Source organism: Endozoicomonas sp. PH6C, assembly GCF_059322965.1.
The window spans coordinates 3478032-3494511 of the sequence record NZ_CP185342.1 but is presented as its reverse complement, the minus strand read 5'-3'; the positions used below and the strand labels follow the sequence as shown (position 1 = coordinate 3494511).

The following is a 16480-nucleotide window of genomic DNA, read 5'->3' as shown; positions in this document are numbered from 1 at the left end:
ATTCAGTAGTTATTTGTGTAACAGAGTTGCCATGGTTTATTTGCTGCAAAGTTGCTGTTTGATCTTCTGAAGGTAAACTAATTTGAATAGGATCTCCCTCCTGTGTGCCATAAATGAAAACTCCTTCTCCACGCTGTTGAAGCTGAATAGAAATTCCACTGCTATGTGACAAATCGGGCATTGGAGGCATTAGAGGCATTAGAGGCATTGGAGGCATTAGAGGCATTGGAGGCATTGGAGGCATTGGAGGCATTGAGGGCGTTGCCGGTAAAAATTGTGCCGATATTGATAACCTATGTGCTCCAAATGTGTATGGAGCATATCGTTGACGACGTGAATGTCGTGGGTGACGTGATTCTTCATGGTTAGACATTACACAAATAACATCAACGCATTTATCATGCTCTTCAGTACTGTACTCTGGAGTATGAATACAAGCTTTCTGCATGCAATTCGGGCATGTATCATGGGCCTCAAACCAAGGGGCTATACAAGTGGCATGATATAAATGCTCACAACAAAGTTGTTGTACATTGTCACTATCTTCTAAAACTTCCAGGCATAAAGAGCAAGCCTCTTGCGCTAATGCTTGTAGAGGGATGATGAATAAAGATACGGTCAACAACTTAAAGATAAAAATTTTGTTCATGATGGAAGTCTATGCGCCTCAGCCCAGCTTAGTATAGGCATAACAAAAAAATCCAGCGGGCTGCCTTCGGCAGCCCCTGGTTTTGGCGTTACATTCGCTCAAACAATCCGTCATTTATCTGTATAACTTGCTTATAGGAACTCTCAGGACTAGATTCTGTTTATACGGAAGATATCCGTACAAATGGAGGATGAAAAATGGCTACTGCACGCTTAGACCTGAGACTTGATGAGGAAATCAAGGCTAAAGCAGAGAAGGCTTCAGCTCTACTGGGGTTGAAGAGTTTGACAGAATACGTTGTCAGGCTCATGGATGAGGACTCTACACAGGTCATTTCAGAATACGAGAGCATTACAGTCGAAAACGATGTCTTTGATCGCTTTACAGAAGCTTGCGAGAAGGCAAAGGCTCCAAATAAGGCTTTGCTGGATGCCTTAGCATTTACCGAGGAGAACGGTGTCAAGTGAGCTGGTCAAAGGAGTTTGTGGAACTCGATAAAGGTATCCACGATAGAGCATCATTTGATTGCGGTGAAACTGAGCTTAATTTGTTCTTCCAGACTCAAGCTGCAAAACATATGCAGGCAGGTATCAGTCGTACAATGGTTCTGCCTGCATCAAACCCTTTGCCAAATCAAAAAATACCAATCTGTGCATTTTACAGCATCGCGCCAAGCTCTATCTGTCGTGATACTTTACCGAAAGCTTTAGCAAAAAAACTGCCACGATACCCTATTCCTGTATTTTTGATCACACAGCTTGCGGTTCACCGAGAATTTCATGGTGAGGGGCTGGGAAAAACCTGTCTCATTAATGCCTTAAAATACCTGTGGGAGATAAACTCTCATATGCATGCATACGCCATGATTGTTGATTGCTTAACAGATGCCGCAGAGAAGTTTTATGCAAAATACGGGTTTGAAGTGCAGTGTGAACATAACGGTCGAGTTTGCATGTTTCTACCCATGAAAACAGTAGCCCAGCTTTTTGGTTCGTAGCCAACCGCAAATGTAACGAATAAGGTTAGATTGCGTGCAGCCGCAATCTTATCCGGTTGTTGAATAAGCCCGGATTTGACAGCCACTCGGAATGGTTTGTGTGAAATAGCTTTTTTTCTGGCAGCCTTATATAGCTGATGCAGGTTGGTTTTGACTTTTGTTAAGCTGAGCGCGTCCCTGCCCCAGCTATTAATTGAGCATTGTCGTGAAATTATGTATTCAGATTGTGCTGGCTCTCCCCTGTTGAGTGAATTTAAGGCTTTTTTTATCGGTCAGCTGAAACCTGTGAACCGGAATGCTATGACTTTCATATCGCAGCCACAGGTTCTGCAGGCGTGTTTTGGTCGGATGATGGGTTCCAGAGGTTTCAGCATGACTTGCAAGATCAGCTGAATCGGGTTAAGTCTGCGTTTAGCCCGACAGTGCAGGAATCCGTAGTCACGGACTCGTCTCAACCCTTTGGGCAGCACATGCTGTAAAACCAGCCAGAGAAAGTCTTCTCCTTTTATGGTTCGCTGCTCTTTTGCATCGGTTTTACTGTTCCGGTAGATGAAAGTCACTTGTCCGTCATCATGACCTGTAATCTGCCGGTCAGCGATAACGCCCCGGTAGAGATATCTCAACAAGTATTTCAAAGCAGGTTCGCCTTTCCGACGTGCTGACAATTCACCACCCAGAGTTCGGGCAGCGATTTTTTAAGCGTTGGTGTCAGTAAACCTGCTTCATTCTGGCCGTACCGACCTGAACCTGATTCGTCAACAGATTGAAATTCCGGGCGCTCACTACTACTTCTGCGATCCTTCAGGCTATATGTCCATGGTCAACAAAACACTTCAGGGCTGGGGGGTGCCATCAGAGAATATTCACTACGAGGTATTCGGTCCTCACAAAGACATCTAATCCCCCGGAGAGGGCTTCATGCTCTCTCCTGCCGAAGCCAGGTTAAGCGTTTTGGAAACACCGAGATTCCTCACCCGGTTTCAAAGCTTTTGGCCTTATTGAACGGCTAACAGCTCCGACAACTCAGTACGATTCTCAATCAGATCAACCAGCGTGATGCTTTTTTGTCACATTCCCACCTGCGTATGGTTATCCGGGCGTTAAGCCTGGTTTCTGACGCTCATTTTGTCCCCCTGCTCCTGCTAGATTCTTGATCCCGTTGGTGGTTCCGCCTACCTTGCCGGTTGTGCTGCCGGATTGACTGAAATGGCATTAATTTTCTGACACGATCAATAATCATTGTCTATCTTCTGTCCCTCAAAGCCTAAAAAGTGGTAAATAAGAGTGGATAGAAAGATTAAAATCCGTCTGGGTAGATGGCTGTTAATGTTCGTTTTGCTAATTCAGGGGCTATGGTGTTTTGGCGCATATACAAACCTGCCTAACATGATGAATAACCGGTTAATAGCTGCGGCGACCGGACAGCTTGTCAGCCAGAGTTTGGGCGGAGTAAGCGCACAGACGCTTGCAGTGGCACTGTCAAGAAAGGGTTTTTTGGTGGGAGTGGTAGATGCTGTGATTAGAAGGGTGACCAGTGAGCTGTTGACCTGTCCCAGACAAACGTACACCGATGCGCTGATCACCGTGAGCTCGAGTGTTGCAAGAACAGCCGTTTCTGGTTTGATGCACTGTTACATGCAGAGAAGAGGGTTTGGGATTAACCCAATACTGTACGCGGGTATTTACGCAGCAGCTGACACGGCCATAACGGATTGGGTTAATGTAAGACTTTACGCTGATGACGAGCACAACGAGCGCATTGTTGAAATAGTAGGCAGTCAGGCGGTGTTGCAGGGTCTCTTTGCAATGGCCGTTAGTGCCGTTGGTATTGGCATTGGGTACTCAAACGAGGGCAGCTGGTTGACTCAAATGACTGTCATCTATGGGGCGGTCGTTGCTTACATTGCATTCATTGAGCTCTCACTGGCTTTTGGCGAGTTAGCGATGTTGGGATAAGTCAGTGAAATCGAAGTTCGGATCGTTCTTCGATTGGGTCTATCTTTTGAAAACCCTAAATCTTATGAGGCTCAAACGTTCCTGACTCAAGTTATTGAACAGACCGATCAAGATAAAACGCCTCAAGCGGTGCATCGAACCGTTCTTGCCAACCTTCTGGATGCTAAAGGACATCATTCTTACCCGCTTTACGAGCAATATATGGACTGGTTGGTTTAATGGGACGTTTTTTCTGAACACCCCTGTTTGGCCAGTTCTGAAGCGAATTCCCTACGAAAGCCTCAAATGCAAGTAGGAACCTGACAACGTTGCTTGGCGAACGCATCCGGGTTGAAAATGGGTGATGTTGTCAAAGAGGGTGCTGGGGGGGCGAAATATGACCCTTGAGCAAGACTACCTTGGGCAAACGCTTTTTTCACACTACCGAAGTGTCGTCATCCTATTGGAAAAAGCGCCAAAGGCGTATTTAATGCCATTGCTCGAGCATTGGCTGCTTGGCCCAGGCAGTGAGACGATCAGAGAGACGCTGTAATGAAGAATCAAAACAAGGAAGTAAACGATGATTCCCAGCCTTCAGAGCTTTCAACAATCGACCCCGGAAGATTCTGGCCAGGTTGTTACTGTTGAACAGGTATTTACCCTTAAGCTTTCGCCATTCACGACGGCGAGTATTAATACCACCACCTGGAACTACAAAGTGCACATGAGGGTGGTAATCAAGTCGACGACTGTGGGTATGTAATACGCCGGTCATTCCGAGCTGCCCGTCCAGACTTTTGTGGTTGCAGCTACGGTGACCGCAGGACATCGGACGTTGATCACGGCGCTGGCAGGCAGTGCATTCCAGCAGTGTCATTCCGGCAGCAGGTGTCCGGCAACTTCTACCCAAACACAGACAGGATTACTCCTGAATGCACTACCGTGTTTCATCGGGTTCGCTCATTCCGGTTGATGAAGCCAGAATGCCAGACCTGTTGAACCAGAGGTCAAACTGGATATTATTCACGGTCGCCGGTTGGGCAGACCTCCCCGAGTAAGAGCATGAACTGTCAGTACACAAAGCTTCCGCGTCCTGCTCACGCTCCTCACCTGCATCCATGCAGGCGACCGCTGCATTTACCGTATCTCTCAAACCAGAGGGCTTTGTGATCGTTGGCTCACTCGCCCACGAGAGTTGGCCTTGTATGCGATTTATGGGGGACGCCCAGTCTCCGTCGGCTCGCACCTTTGCAGTCAGACTGCCTCCGCACAATCCCTCGCGGGATTGCATTTGCCTTAAGCTAGTGGTTATCATCGGTTGGCTTATTAGGCGCAAGATCCGATGCTGGTTTACCCACAGGGGACTTTCACCCCATAAGTTCATGCCCATGCCGGGCGTACCAAGTGCATCCAGGTGACGCCTATGGTGTACCTGATGCAGGCGTCAGCTGCTAAGAGTAAATATGCACATTCCATCAAAATTTAAAGAAGAAAACTTGGATAAATTGTATGAGTTTATTCAAGAGCATGCGCTTGGCACTCTAATAGTTTCAGCTGAAAATACTTTGGATGCTGACCATATTCCGTTTTATCTTCAGAAACGAAAGAATGCACAGGTAATACTTCAAAGCCATATTGCAAAAGTAAACCCTTTATGTAAAAAGGTCTCAGACGGTCAGGAGGTTCTGCTTATCTTTCATGGACCAAGCGCTTATATCAGCCCGAATTTATATCCATCTAAAGAAAGAAACGGGTAAAGTCGTTCCAACATGGAATTACTCTGTCGTACACGTTAGAGGTCGAATTTTTTTCAGGCATGAAAGTGACTGGATTTTGCAGCTGCTCAACAATATTTCTGACTTTCATGAACTAAACCAAACCCTTCCTTGGTCAGTTTCAGATGCTCCGTTTGAGTTCATTAAAAAACTGATAAATGCTGTTGTTGGTTTGGAGGTCGTTATTGATGATATAGTTGGTAACTTCAAGTTAAGTCAAAATAAAACAGCATCAGACTATTCAGGTGTCGTAAACGGTTTGGCGGCTTCAGAAAACAATTCAGATATTTCTGTGTCCAAAAAAATGCAACAATCAGAACGCAGCTAACTGTCTGGGACGCAGCCTGCAAGCGTTAGCCGTCATAATAACATCGAGATGTATCGTAATGTCAGGAATAGTAGATCTTGGAAAACTTCTGGAAAGTATGAACCCAGTGCTAGTTGAGGATGAATTTGTATTTTGCAATGTATCAGGTCAACTGTCCGAGTATATTAATTTAAACCCTCTTGCTACTTTCAATGAATCAGAGGGCTTAACATTGGTTTTACCAAAAAAATGTGCTGAAAGTGCTGGCATTAGTTTTGAAAATACCTACAAGCAAATCACTTTAACTGTGCATTCAAGCTTGGAGGCTGTTGGTTTAACAGCAGCAATATCAAACAAACTTGCTTCAAAAGGTGTCAGTGCAAATGTAATTGCAGCATATTTTCATGATCATGTTTTTGTTCAATCTGAAAAAGCTCACGCTGCATTAGCAGCTTTGCACGAAATATCGGGGAAAAATGGCTAACAAGCACATGGTGTCACCAGCAAGCTGGCTGGGTCGCCTACGGCGCCGCACATGTAGGCGGTTATGTGGCAAAAATCAACAATTGAGTAAAACGAGAAAAATATGAGAACTATTGGTCTGCTTGGAGGAATGAGTTGGGAATCTACCGCAAGCTATTACAAAGCAATAAATGAAGGTATCAAAGAAGTACTTGGTGGCTTACATTCCGCCAAAATCTGCCTCTATAGTGTTGACTTTGATGAAATAGAAAAGCTGCAACATTCTGGTCGCTGGGATAAGACAGGAAAAATTCTTTCTCAAGCCGCTCAATCAGTTGAAGCGGGTGGAGCTGACTTTATCCTCATCTGTACAAATACAATGCACAAGGTTTCAGAAGAGATTCAATCTTCTATTTCAATACCACTTGTTCATATTGCAGACGCAACCGCAGAAAAACTTATCACTGATGGAATAAAGCGGGTTGGTTTGCTTGGTACAAAATTTACAATGGAGCAAGATTTTTACAAAAATCGAGTTTCAGAAAATTATGGTATAGAGGTTATTGTTCCAAACGATCAAGATCAAAACATTATTCATAAAGTAATTTACAATGAGCTGTGCCTTGGTGAAATTAATGATGAATCGAGAGAAAAATATCTCGAAATTATCAGCAACTTATATTCGCAAGGAGCAGAAGCGGTAATTCTTGGTTGTACTGAAATTGCGTTGCTTGTTCAACAGCAGCATACAAATATCCCGCTATACGACACAACACAAATTCATGCAGCACAAGCTGTGAAGTTGGCAACCAGTCAAAGTGACGCATAACAAGTGCGTGGTGTCGGCAGCAAGCTTCCTGGGACGCCGCTTGCAGCGGCGCCGCACAGGCAGGCGTTATGCCCTTATACCAAGAGAACAAATTTCAATCTGACCGGTGAGAAAAATATAATGGCTAAAAAAGAATCACTCCTAAAACTCATAGAGATCATTGAGTCCCACAAGGCAAACCGAACAGATATGATGTTCAGAAATTTTTTTTCTTCAGCATGTCATTTATCCCTTCAAGGGAAAGACGAAGCTTCGAGAAAAGTTCTCAGGAGCCTTTTTGATTGGCTTGGATATGAGAATAGGAAAACATACTTCAATAACATAATTCACACACTCCCTCAATACGCTGAAGATTATGCTTGGGAAATATCAGCAAATTGTGAATTTAATGAGTTAGTTCAGAAAATTACTAGAAGCAAAGAGCCAGCATAAGTTAAAAAAGGGCAAGCAATGAAAGTGGTTTCTATAGATACTGCCAAGCATTACAAATGGGGCGAAAAGTGTGATGGTTGGCATCTCGTAAAGTCTGCCATGCTCAGTGTAATCCAAGAGCGTGTTCCCAGTGGCTGTAGTGAAATTCGACATTTTCACCAAAAGTCAGAGCAGTTTTTCTACATATTATCTGGTAACGCAGTTATTGAAGCTGATGGAGTGGTTCATTCGTTGATTACAGGACAAGGCTTGCATATTCCGGCTAAAGTCCCACATCAGCTTAAAAATACAAGCTCTCAAGATTTGGTTTTTGTTGTTACATCTGTTCCGCCGAGTCATGGTGATCGTATCGAAGCACGGGCATAACGAATGCTTCCAGTTCGTTCCGGGGCTTCGCCCCTCCACCCGACGTCGGCGGCGCGGCTGAAGCGGGCGTTAAGCCGGACTACCTATCATTGACATACTATAAATGATATATATACTATATTTGGTATGTGGGAAATATACGAACATAAGAAATTGGCTGGTCAGCTTCGAAAAATTCCGAAGGATGTCTTGCAAAGGTATGAAAAATGGAAGGATATCGTAATGATCTCAGGCCCTGGAGGCCTAAAGCAGATTCGTGGATTTAATGATGAGGCCCTACGTGGAGAGTGGAAGGGCTTTCGATCATCACGCCTAAATATGCGATATAGAGTGATTTACAAAGTTGAGAAAGACAATGTTCTTGTGCAGGTCGTAAAAGTAACTCCACACGACTACAGGAGAAAATGAAATGAGCGAATACAGGAAAGCTAAACGTCATGTAGAGGTGTCAGTGGGCGATTCGGTTCGGATTGTACGAGAGCTTCAAGAGCTCAGTCAGAATGAACTTGCGGAAATAACTGGGATACCGCAGTCTACACTTTCTGCAATCGAAAATAATCGAGTCAATCTTGGCGTTGAAAGGGCCAAGATCTTAGCTCGTGCCTTAAAATGTCATCCAGCCGTTCTAGTTTTTCCTGGTTGGGATATTAATCAAGAATCAGCGGCTTAATTGCTTTATATCTCAAACATGGCTTTCAAGCATTACATCAAGCAGAGCAGAATTCTGTAACAACAACGATCATGGTGTATCAAACAGACGCATAAAAAAAATTCAGGTGACGCCTACAGCACACCTGATTTAGGCGCTATGTTGCATACAAATCAAAGGAGTCATTCATCAAATGGACTTTCTTGTCCCCAAAGTGTTGGAAACAGAGAGATTAATTCTCAGACAATTCGAAGACGGTGATTGGGTTGATTTGCACAAATATTATTGTGACTCAGTAGCTACAAAATTCACAACTGGTCGCTCTTTTACAGAGGGTGAAACATGGAGAGCTATGGCAGGAATGATTGGCCATTGGCAACTACGAGGTTATGGCCCTTATGCTGTTGTAGAAAAGTCCAGTAACGCTGTACTGGGTCCAGTAGGCTTCTGGTATCCTAACGACAGGCCATCTCCAGAAATAAAGTGGGCACTGGCTCCGGAGTTCTGGGGACATGGCTTTGCAAAGGAGGCAACTCTGATTGTTCAAGCAACTGGCAAAAAATATATGCCAGATTTGTCTTTGATAAGTTTTATTCATTCAGAGAACTTGGCATCAAAAAAGCTAGCGAAATCTGTAGGTGCAAATCTCGAAAAAGAAACAGAGTTCAGAGGTGGGCTCTGGCAAATCTACCGCCATCCAAATGCAACATAACAATTACAGGCAAAGGGATGGCTCACTGCGTTCGGCACCCTTGCTACCAGCGTTAGCCCTCCTAAATCCAGCTAAGATCAATCCCTTGACTTTATTTGGCTCCAGAGTAAACTTAAAATCAATAAATTGATCTTATAGTAATTTTCATGTTAACTATATCTGGCAATGAAATAATAAAGCGCCTCTACTTTGATAACCCATGGTGGGAAACCTCCAATATTGAATCTAGGTACCAAAATTATCCCAAGAGGTTTTACTTTACTCCTTTCTTTGAATTGGTTAGAGAGTCATCTATAAATAGAGCTGCTGTCTTAATGGGGCCTAGACGAGTTGGTAAAACTGTTATGGTTTACCATACAATTGGAAAGTTACTTGAAGAAGGTGTCAGTCCGACCAGCATTCTTTATGTTTCTTTGGAAACACCTATATATACGGGTCTTTCGCTTGAACAAGTTTTAAATTTTTTTAATGAAGAATTTAAGCATAAGAGAGATAGCAAACTCTATATAATTTTTGATGAGATACAATATCTTCCAAACTGGGAAGTTCATTTAAAATCACTTGTTGATTCATATGCATCTCATAAGTATATTGCCGCAGGTTCAGCCGCTGCTGCTCTTAAATTGAAAAGCCGTGAATCAGGTGCAGGTCGGTTCACAGAATTCCTTCTCCCATCTCTAACATTCGCCGAGTACATTTCGTTTATCAATAAGTCAGATAAACTCATGAGCTATGATGATGAATTTTGGGAAGCATTAGATATAGAAGAACTAAACAAAGAGTTTGTAAACTATCTTAACTATGGTGGTTATCCTGAAGCTGTATTTTCATCATTGATACAAGAAGACAGCTCTAGATATATAAAGAGTGACATAATTGATAAAGTGCTTTTAAGAGACTTGCCAAGTCTTTATGGGATAAATGATGTTCAAGAATTGAATAAACTTTTTAATGCTATGGCCTATAACACAGGTAATGAAATAACTTTAGAGTCATTGTCAAAGTCGTCAGGTGTTTCAAAAAATACCATAAAAAAATATATTGAGTATTTAGAAGCTGCTTTTCTAATAAAGATTATTCATCGTGTAGATATTAGTGCGAAAAAATTCAAAAGGGCAACAACGTTTAAGGTATATCTTACAAATCCTTCAATGAGGGCCGCTCTTTTTGGCCCTGTGGAGGGAAACCATGAAGCAATGGGAACCTTGACAGAAACAGCAATCTTCAGTCAGTGGCGGAGTTTTTCAAGATAGTTGTCCCGAAAACTGAATTTTAGGCTGCCTTTTTCTCGTTAATTCTTGCTTCAGACAACCGCTCAGGATTCAGTGCAACCGCACCTACAGGCTCCCAGTTTCTGATAACTCCTGACCAGCGCGTTGGATTAGCTTCTCGCGCTTTGGTATACACCTGTTTCCGGTGATTCAGGATTTCCTGATCTCTTTTCTCATGCCGTTGCGCAGGTGTCACAAAGCGGATTGAGCTATGGCGGTGTTCATTGTTATAAAAGCGCTCAAACTTCAGCATCCACTGTCGACTGTGTTCTAACGTCAGAAAACCTTGAGATGGCCACTGAGGACAGTACTTCACCGTTTTAAAGATCGATTCTGCAAATGCGTTATCATTACTCACCCTTGGGCGACTATGAGAGGGAATAATGCCCAATTCCTCAAGCTTGGCCTTAAAGGTACTCGACGTCATTGGAGCCCCATTGTCTGAGTGCAGTACAAGCGGTGTTTTAGTGCATTTTTCAGCCACCATTGTCCGGTTAATCAGTTCACTGGCTAACTCACCAGACTCACGGCTATGAATCTCCCAACCAACAATCTTACGACTGTAAACGTCCAGTATCAGGTAGAGGTACCAGAACTGGCCGCGTACCCTGGAAGGTATGTAACTGATGTCCCAACACCAGACCTGGTTAGGGCCAGTAGCAACATAGGTTGTCGGCTTGTTGCTTTTCGATCGCTTTCTTGAACGACCGCGGTGGTGCAACTGACCATACTTTTTCAACACACGGTAAAAGCTAGATTCAGAAGCAACGTATACTCCCTTGTCTGCAAGGGCTGGCACGATCTGCGATGGTGGCAGGCTCGCATACTCATCTTCATTACTGATAGTCAGAATACGTTGCTCCTCTTCCTCAGTCAGTTTGTTAGAGGGTACCGGGCGCAAGGCATCCGGGCGTTTGTCCGTTAACACTGCACCATTGTCATCGCGCCAGCGATTCAGTGTTTTCAGGGATATTTCCAATTGTTCAGCAGCCTTCCAGCGAGAAGCGCCGTTTGCTATAGCCTCATCAAACCATGTCAGCAGTTGGCGGCGCTTATCGACAGGTGTCAGTTGTCCTCGCTGTCTATCCCGTAGAAGGCATCGAGCTTTTTTGATAGCACCAGCAGGGCTGCAGCTTCTGCCAACGCCTTGTCTTTACGGCGAAGCTCTTTTTCAAGGCTCTGATTGCGCTTACGCTCTTGTTTTAATTGCTTGCTTTCCTGGTCTGCACGCTGAGAAGCCTGAACAGCACCTGAAATACAAGCGTGCTTCCACTCCTTGACTTGTTGAGGATAAAGCCCTTTTTTACGGCAGTATTCACTTAACTCTGTTTCTGACAAAGCAGCGGTTTCGACGACCACGGCAAACTTGCTTTCAGCAGACCATTGTTCTGATTTTTGTTCGTTCCCTGGCACAGGTAATCCTTTGTCCCGTAGTTTTTTACGCCAATTATACAGGGTTTGTTCGCTGATACCTTCCTCTCTGGCAACATCCGGCACAGAGCGATTGTGTGGTGGTAACAGTTTTTTCAAAACAGCTGATTTACGTTCCTCTGAAAAACGAGGCATATTCAACGTCCATCGCCCACTGTCTAGCTTTTATTGGTTAATCAGTGAGCGGGACAACTATCCTGACACAGCGGGGTGGGTACATAATCCCAATATAGAAAACTTACACTATGCTCGTTGGAAGGCAGGCGAAGTTGATATTGTGTGGTTAAATCTTGCAACTCAAAAGCCTTACTGGTGTGTTGAAGTAAAGTGGTCTGATTTACCATGCTCTGACTCTAGAGTTCTAAAGGGGATTATCGCATTTATAAAGCAGCATGATTTAGATGATGGCTTAGTAACCACAAAAACAATAACTCAGAAACAAACCGTTGATGGTGTTAAGCTACGATATAGGCCTAGTGCTGCTTACGCATACACCTTGGGGACAAATATACTCGGAGGGCTAAATCGGGTAGCCGGAGGATACTAACCTCCAACCCCCACCCCACGTAGCGTGCGGATCCGTACCGGGCGGTTCAACGAGGATGGTGAAACCTGATCCATAAGTCTTTCAGAGAAACAAGCCCAAGGTTTGCAAGAAACCCGCTGTGTCAGGATAGTTGTCCCGCTCACTGATTAACCAATAAAAGCTAGACAGTGGGCGATGGACGTTGAATATGCCTCGTTTTTCAGAGGAACGTAAATCAGCTGTTTTGAAAAAACTGTTACCACCACACAATCGCTCTGTGCCGGATGTTGCCAGAGAGGAAGGTATCAGCGAACAAACCCTGTATAATTGGCGTAAAAAACTACGGGACAAAGGATTACCTGTGCCAGGGAACGAACAAAAATCAGAACAATGGTCTGCTGAAAGCAAGTTTGCCGTGGTCGTCGAAACCGCTGCTTTGTCAGAAACAGAGTTAAGTGAATACTGCCGTAAAAAAGGGCTTTATCCTCAACAAGTCAAGGAGTGGAAGCACGCTTGTATTTCAGGTGCTGTTCAGGCTTCTCAGCGTGCAGACCAGGAAAGCAAGCAATTAAAACAAGAGCGTAAGCGCAATCAGAGCCTTGAAAAAGAGCTTCGCCGTAAAGACAAGGCGTTGGCAGAAGCTGCAGCCCTGCTGGTGCTATCAAAAAAGCTCGATGCCTTCTACGGGATAGACAGCGAGGACAACTGACACCTGTCGATAAGCGCCGCCAACTGCTGACATGGTTTGATGAGGCTATAGCAAACGGCGCTTCTCGCTGGAAGGCTGCTGAACAATTGGAAATATCCCTGAAAACACTGAATCGCTGGCGCGATGACAATGGTGCAGTGTTAACGGACAAACGCCCGGATGCCTTGCGCCCGGTACCCTCTAACAAACTGACTGAGGAAGAGGAGCAACGTATTCTGACTATCAGTAATGAAGATGAGTATGCGAGCCTGCCACCATCGCAGATCGTGCCAGCCCTTGCAGACAAGGGAGTATACGTTGCTTCTGAATCTAGCTTTTACCGTGTGTTGAAAAAGTATGGTCAGTTGCACCACCGCGGTCGTTCAAGAAAGCGATCGAAAAGCAACAAGCCGACAACCTATGTTGCTACTGGCCCTAACCAGGTCTGGTGTTGGGACATCAGTTACATACCTTCCAGGGTACGCGGCCAGTTCTGGTACCTCTACCTGATACTGGACGTTTACAGTCGTAAGATTGTTGGTTGGGAGATTCATAGCCGTGAGTCTGGTGAGTTAGCCAGTGAACTGATTAACCGGACAATGGTGGCTGAAAAATGCACTAAAACACCGCTTGTACTGCACTCAGACAATGGGGCTCCAATGACGTCGAGTACCTTTAAGGCCAAGCTTGAGGAATTGGGCATTATTCCCTCTCATAGTCGCCCAAGGGTGAGTAATGATAACGCATTTGCAGAATCGATCTTTAAAACGGTGAAGTACTGTCCTCAGTGGCCATCTCAAGGTTTTCTGACGTTAGAACACAGTCGACAGTGGATGCTGAAGTTTGAGCGCTTTTATAACAATGAACACCGCCATAGCTCAATCCGCTTTGTGACACCTGCGCAACGGCATGAGAAAAGAGATCAGGAAATCCTGAATCACCGGAAACAGGTGTATACCAAAGCGCGAGAAGCTAATCCAACGCGCTGGTCAGGAGTTATCAGAAACTGGGAGCCTGTAGGTGCGGTTGCACTGAATCCTGAGCGGTTGTCTGAAGCAAGAATTAACGAGAAAAAGGCAGCCTAAAATTCAGTTTTCGGGACAACTATCTTGAAAAACTCCGGAAAGCTGTCGTTCAATGCCTGCTGCACTGCAAAGGTTTTGGCCAGCCGGTAATACCCTTTGCTACTGGCTGCGATCGAGGCGTCTTTGATATTGTCAACGCCTAACTTGATCAGATTTATATAACGGGTTTTCGGCTTACGCCACTGCTTGATAATACAGCAACGGATGCCCGGGGGCGTGCTTTGCAATATTAATTATTTATGCATTTGTAGGTCGAATATGGTTGCGCAAAACTGATAACAAATAAATCAGCCTGTTGCCTGGCGGCACAGGTTATTAAGGCGTTAGGTGCTCACAACTTCACATCGCGCAATGGCTCTGCTATCAGGGGAAATTCAGAAATTACCTTCTTGTCCATCGTGAACAGTTTTGTCCCAAGGTTCATAGCCAAAGAAACATATTCGCAGTCGTATGCTGAGCAGTTGCTCTGATTTACAAGGGATAACACGTTCAGTGATTTGATGTCATATTCATTACCAGACATTAATGTTTCAGCTTCATTCTGTATCTGGAGAGCTTTGTCGTAGGTAATAAGCTCCTTTCTCAGATACAGTGCTAAAACATTTCTAAATTCGCTACGCCAGAGGTGAGGAGCAACCCACAACGGGTCAATTTCGAGAAGTTTTTCCGCATGCGGGGTGTATTTCGTTGGCAAGTACAAATAAACGAGTACATTGGTATCAACAACAATCATGCTCTGCCTTTATTAATCGCATCTTGGATATCGTCAATATCAACCAGATTGGCATCAATCCCTCTACGTAGCTCTCTGGCACGCTGCAAGTGCTCGGAAGGGTTCACTCGCTTAGGCAAAAGCATTTGCTCAAGACAATGAATTAACTCACTATTTATGCTTCTGTGGTGGGCGGAAGCCGCTTCTTTCAACCTGTTATAAAGAGTTTCGGGTATGTTTTTAACCGTAATGGCTGGCATTGCCTAACCTCCTGAAATGTCATAATGGTTTCATTATGGTTGCAAAGTGTCAATCAGTCAAACAACGCACCTAAATCGGGTAGCCGCAGGTCTCTAACCTCCAGCCCCCACACCACCAAGGCGTGCGGATCCGCACCGGGCGGTTCACCGAGGATGGTGAAACCTGATCCATAAATCTTTCAGAGAAACAAGTCCAAGGTTTGCAAGAAAGCTGTCGTTCAATGCCTGCCTTTCACTCCATAAGTTTATGCCCATGCCGGGCGTACCAAGTGGTTCCAGGTGACGCCTACGGCGTAGCTGAACCAAGCGTTAGGCACTTCAATCAATATGCTCAACTGACATAAAATCAGCTTTATTTAAAGCTAAGCTTTTTTTCATGTTGGTACATTCAGAGTTTTGTGTAATACTGCCATCTTTAAAGGTAAGCCCGCTGAGACTGGGTGTTTCTCTGAGCGCAGACATCGAATATAAAAATTGTTTTTTATGAAGAGCAACGTCAGTCGTATCTACATTATGCCTTATTAAAACTTTCCCTATGAAATCAGAAAGCTTTGCTCTATTTACTTTGATATGGCAGTGCCAACCGTCTAACTTGTGATTTTTACTAGTAGGATTTTCTGGCTTATGTAACTCTGCTTTATGGTCTGGATGATAACTAAAAATCATACTTCCACTATCATAACCCAATGCATTTTGACATTCTCCAAAGCTAAAAAAAATTTTACCTGGAGGATAATATATTGTTAATACATCTTGCTGAGCAGCCTCTCTTTCCGTTAGCTTTACAGCTGAAATGAAAGCTTGGCTTTTAGGAAAATAAGTAAAGCTCAGCGATGTACTGGTTATAGATTTACTAGCAAATTTACCTGACGAAAGGTTTTCTTGGTTTGATGCGTCTTGCGGACTTGGTTGTAATAAGTTTACCTGATCTATTCCTTGCACTTTATCCTCCTTAATAATCAATTTAATTACTAATCTGACAATGCTGCTGCCAAGTAGTTCTACCAATACAAACATGTGTGTTAGCAATACTAACTATTCGAGACCAGTGCATAAATCGGGTAAGGACTGGTCTTTCTCCGTAACGCCCTCCTAAACTGTTTCAATAAGCTAAAGTAGCGATGAGCACTTACCAGGATAAATACGGAGCGAACTAGTCATGTGTGTTTCAGTACTTGGTATCGATATTGGTAAAAACAGCTTTCATCTTTTCGGTATTGATCGCAAAGGCAACAGACTCATTAAAAAGAAACTTTCTCGTAAAAATTTACTGGAGTACATTGCCAATCTTGAGCCATGCCTTATAGCTATGGAGGCTTGCGGCGGATCTCACTACCTTGCAAGACTATTCCAGAAACAGGGCCATAACGTTAAACTGTAAGCGCCAAATAAAC

General features: G+C 44.1%; 19 protein-coding genes and 5 pseudogenes. 17 read left to right on the top strand and 7 right to left on the bottom strand.

From position 1 onward, the window contains the following. Window positions 1–165: 165 nt before the first annotated feature. A complete protein-coding gene (locus tag ACOMG9_RS13190; RefSeq protein WP_448218682.1) occupies window positions 166–369 on the top strand; it encodes a hypothetical protein in 204 nt (67 codons plus the stop codon). 91 nt (window positions 370–460) lie between these two features. Here ACOMG9_RS13190 and ACOMG9_RS13185 read toward each other — a convergent pair. Then, window positions 461–649, bottom strand: a pseudogene (locus ACOMG9_RS13185) (RING finger domain-containing protein); the annotation flags it as partial. Window positions 650–846: 197 nt separating this feature from the next. Here ACOMG9_RS13185 and ACOMG9_RS13180 point away from each other — a divergent pair. Then, window positions 847–1116: a type II toxin-antitoxin system TacA family antitoxin gene (locus ACOMG9_RS13180; protein ID WP_448217235.1), complete on the top strand. Its 270-nt coding sequence runs from the start codon at window positions 847–849 to the stop codon at window positions 1114–1116. Then, window positions 1113–1646, top strand: a complete 534-nt coding sequence (locus tag ACOMG9_RS13175; RefSeq protein WP_494530342.1) for a GNAT family N-acetyltransferase — start codon at window positions 1113–1115, stop codon at window positions 1644–1646. The genes ACOMG9_RS13180 and ACOMG9_RS13175 overlap by 4 nt, the downstream gene beginning before the upstream one ends. A 272-nt stretch (window positions 1647–1918) precedes the next feature. Here ACOMG9_RS13175 and ACOMG9_RS13170 read toward each other — a convergent pair. Further along, window positions 1919–2373 (bottom strand): annotated as a pseudogene (locus ACOMG9_RS13170) (transposase); the annotation flags it as partial. On the opposite strand from ACOMG9_RS13170, the gene ACOMG9_RS13165 reads away from it, so the two are divergent. Together ACOMG9_RS13165 and ACOMG9_RS13160 are read left to right on the top strand one after the other, a co-directional pair. Then, a complete protein-coding gene (locus ACOMG9_RS13165; RefSeq protein WP_494530341.1) occupies window positions 2352–2546 on the top strand; it encodes a hypothetical protein in 195 nt (64 codons plus the stop codon). The pseudogene ACOMG9_RS13170 and the gene ACOMG9_RS13165 sit on opposite strands and share 22 nt — an antisense overlap. A gap of 384 nt (window positions 2547–2930) precedes the next feature. Further along, on the top strand, window positions 2931–3602 hold the full coding sequence (locus ACOMG9_RS13160; RefSeq protein ID WP_448217232.1) for a hypothetical protein: 672 nt from the start codon (window positions 2931–2933) through the stop codon (window positions 3600–3602). A 466-nt stretch (window positions 3603–4068) separates the two neighbouring features. Here the strand turns inward: ACOMG9_RS13160 and ACOMG9_RS13155 are convergent. Next, a pseudogene (locus ACOMG9_RS13155) lies at window positions 4069–4485 on the bottom strand (transposase); the annotation flags it as partial. Window positions 4486–4513: 28 nt separating this feature from the next. Between ACOMG9_RS13155 and ACOMG9_RS13150 the strand changes: the two are divergent. From ACOMG9_RS13150 to ACOMG9_RS13105, 10 genes and pseudogenes are all read left to right on the top strand, one after another. Further along, window positions 4514–4639, top strand: a complete 126-nt coding sequence (locus ACOMG9_RS13150) for a hypothetical protein (RefSeq protein ID WP_448217230.1) — start codon at window positions 4514–4516, stop codon at window positions 4637–4639. A gap of 405 nt (window positions 4640–5044) precedes the next feature. Further along, a pseudogene (locus ACOMG9_RS13145) lies at window positions 5045–5684 on the top strand (FMN-binding negative transcriptional regulator). Window positions 5685–5742: 58 nt separating this feature from the next. Continuing rightward, the gene (locus tag ACOMG9_RS13140; RefSeq protein WP_494530340.1) at window positions 5743–6147 is read left to right on the top strand and encodes an ACT domain-containing protein; all 405 of its coding nucleotides are present in this window, start codon (window positions 5743–5745) and stop codon (window positions 6145–6147) included. A 102-nt stretch (window positions 6148–6249) separates the two neighbouring features. Further along, the gene (locus ACOMG9_RS13135; RefSeq protein WP_494530339.1) at window positions 6250–6954 is read left to right on the top strand and encodes an aspartate/glutamate racemase family protein; all 705 of its coding nucleotides are present in this window, start codon (window positions 6250–6252) and stop codon (window positions 6952–6954) included. Window positions 6955–6957: 3 nt separating this feature from the next. After that, a complete protein-coding gene (locus ACOMG9_RS13130) occupies window positions 6958–7386 on the top strand; it encodes a hypothetical protein (RefSeq protein ID WP_494530338.1) in 429 nt (142 codons plus the stop codon). Between the two features lie 18 nt (window positions 7387–7404). After that, window positions 7405–7752 (top strand): cupin domain-containing protein, encoded by a 348-nt coding sequence (locus tag ACOMG9_RS13125; protein WP_422138104.1) that lies wholly within the window; start codon window positions 7405–7407, stop codon window positions 7750–7752. A 126-nt stretch (window positions 7753–7878) separates the two neighbouring features. Beyond that, a complete protein-coding gene (locus ACOMG9_RS13120; RefSeq protein WP_422133954.1) occupies window positions 7879–8160 on the top strand; it encodes a type II toxin-antitoxin system mRNA interferase toxin, RelE/StbE family in 282 nt (93 codons plus the stop codon). Between the two features lies 1 nt (window position 8161). Next, entirely contained in the window at window positions 8162–8422 is a 261-nt protein-coding gene (locus ACOMG9_RS13115; protein WP_422138103.1) for a helix-turn-helix domain-containing protein, read from the top strand. 172 nt (window positions 8423–8594) lie between these two features. Further along, window positions 8595–9113, top strand: coding sequence for a GNAT family N-acetyltransferase (locus ACOMG9_RS13110; RefSeq protein WP_448217225.1), 519 nt, complete (start codon window positions 8595–8597; stop codon window positions 9111–9113). Window positions 9114–9259: 146 nt separating this feature from the next. Then, complete coding sequence (locus ACOMG9_RS13105) at window positions 9260–10366, top strand: ATP-binding protein (protein ID WP_494530337.1); 1107 nt, start codon at window positions 9260–9262, stop codon at window positions 10364–10366. 19 nt (window positions 10367–10385) lie between these two features. On the opposite strand, the gene ACOMG9_RS13100 is transcribed toward ACOMG9_RS13105, so the two are convergent. Then, window positions 10386–11950, bottom strand: a protein-coding gene (locus ACOMG9_RS13100) for an IS3 family transposase (protein ID WP_448215008.1) whose coding sequence is annotated in 2 segments (ribosomal slippage) — window positions 10386–11497 and window positions 11497–11950 — 1566 coding nt in all. Because the reading frame shifts where the segments join, the coding sequence is not laid out codon by codon here. 599 nt (window positions 11951–12549) lie between these two features. Between ACOMG9_RS13100 and ACOMG9_RS13095 the strand changes: the two genes are divergently transcribed. After that, a protein-coding gene (locus ACOMG9_RS13095; protein WP_448215008.1) for an IS3 family transposase occupies window positions 12550–14114 on the top strand; the annotation gives its coding sequence in 2 pieces (ribosomal slippage) (window positions 12550–13003 and window positions 13003–14114; 1566 coding nt in all). Window positions 14115–14445: 331 nt separating this feature from the next. On the opposite strand, the gene ACOMG9_RS13090 is transcribed toward ACOMG9_RS13095, so the two are convergent. From ACOMG9_RS13090 to ACOMG9_RS13080, 3 genes are all read right to left on the bottom strand, one after another. Beyond that, window positions 14446–14847: a type II toxin-antitoxin system VapC family toxin gene (locus ACOMG9_RS13090; protein WP_448217222.1), complete on the bottom strand. Its 402-nt coding sequence runs from the start codon at window positions 14845–14847 to the stop codon at window positions 14446–14448. Then, window positions 14844–15086 (bottom strand): FitA-like ribbon-helix-helix domain-containing protein, encoded by a 243-nt coding sequence (locus tag ACOMG9_RS13085; RefSeq protein WP_422133948.1) that lies wholly within the window; start codon window positions 15084–15086, stop codon window positions 14844–14846. Before ACOMG9_RS13085 ends, ACOMG9_RS13090 begins: the two co-directional genes overlap by 4 nt. 318 nt (window positions 15087–15404) lie before the next feature. After that, window positions 15405–16028, bottom strand: coding sequence for a hypothetical protein (locus ACOMG9_RS13080; RefSeq protein ID WP_448217221.1), 624 nt, complete (start codon window positions 16026–16028; stop codon window positions 15405–15407). A gap of 217 nt (window positions 16029–16245) precedes the next feature. Here ACOMG9_RS13080 and ACOMG9_RS13075 point away from each other — a divergent pair. Beyond that, window positions 16246–16464 (top strand): annotated as a pseudogene (locus tag ACOMG9_RS13075) (IS110 family transposase); the annotation flags it as partial. Window positions 16465–16480 lie beyond the last annotated feature (16 nt).

Bases quoted from the DNA above. Each gene is read 5' to 3' on its own strand.
- ACOMG9_RS13180 (WP_448217235.1), top strand. From the start codon at position 847: ATGGCTACTGCACGCTTAGACCTGAGACTTGATGAGGAAATCAAGGCT.
- ACOMG9_RS13150 (WP_448217230.1), top strand. From the start codon at position 4,514: ATGCACTACCGTGTTTCATCGGGTTCGCTCATTCCGGTTGATGAAGCC.
- ACOMG9_RS13140 (WP_494530340.1), top strand. From the start codon at position 5,743: ATGTCAGGAATAGTAGATCTTGGAAAACTTCTGGAAAGTATGAACCCA.
- ACOMG9_RS13135 (WP_494530339.1), top strand. From the start codon at position 6,250: ATGAGAACTATTGGTCTGCTTGGAGGAATGAGTTGGGAATCTACCGCA.
- ACOMG9_RS13125 (WP_422138104.1), top strand. From the start codon at position 7,405: ATGAAAGTGGTTTCTATAGATACTGCCAAGCATTACAAATGGGGCGAA.
- ACOMG9_RS13120 (WP_422133954.1), top strand. From the start codon at position 7,879: ATGTGGGAAATATACGAACATAAGAAATTGGCTGGTCAGCTTCGAAAA.
- ACOMG9_RS13115 (WP_422138103.1), top strand. From the start codon at position 8,162: ATGAGCGAATACAGGAAAGCTAAACGTCATGTAGAGGTGTCAGTGGGC.
- ACOMG9_RS13110 (WP_448217225.1), top strand. From the start codon at position 8,595: ATGGACTTTCTTGTCCCCAAAGTGTTGGAAACAGAGAGATTAATTCTC.
- ACOMG9_RS13105 (WP_494530337.1), top strand. From the start codon at position 9,260: ATGTTAACTATATCTGGCAATGAAATAATAAAGCGCCTCTACTTTGAT.
- ACOMG9_RS13090 (WP_448217222.1), bottom strand. From the start codon at position 14,847: ATGATTGTTGTTGATACCAATGTACTCGTTTATTTGTACTTGCCAACG.
- ACOMG9_RS13085 (WP_422133948.1), bottom strand. From the start codon at position 15,086: ATGCCAGCCATTACGGTTAAAAACATACCCGAAACTCTTTATAACAGG.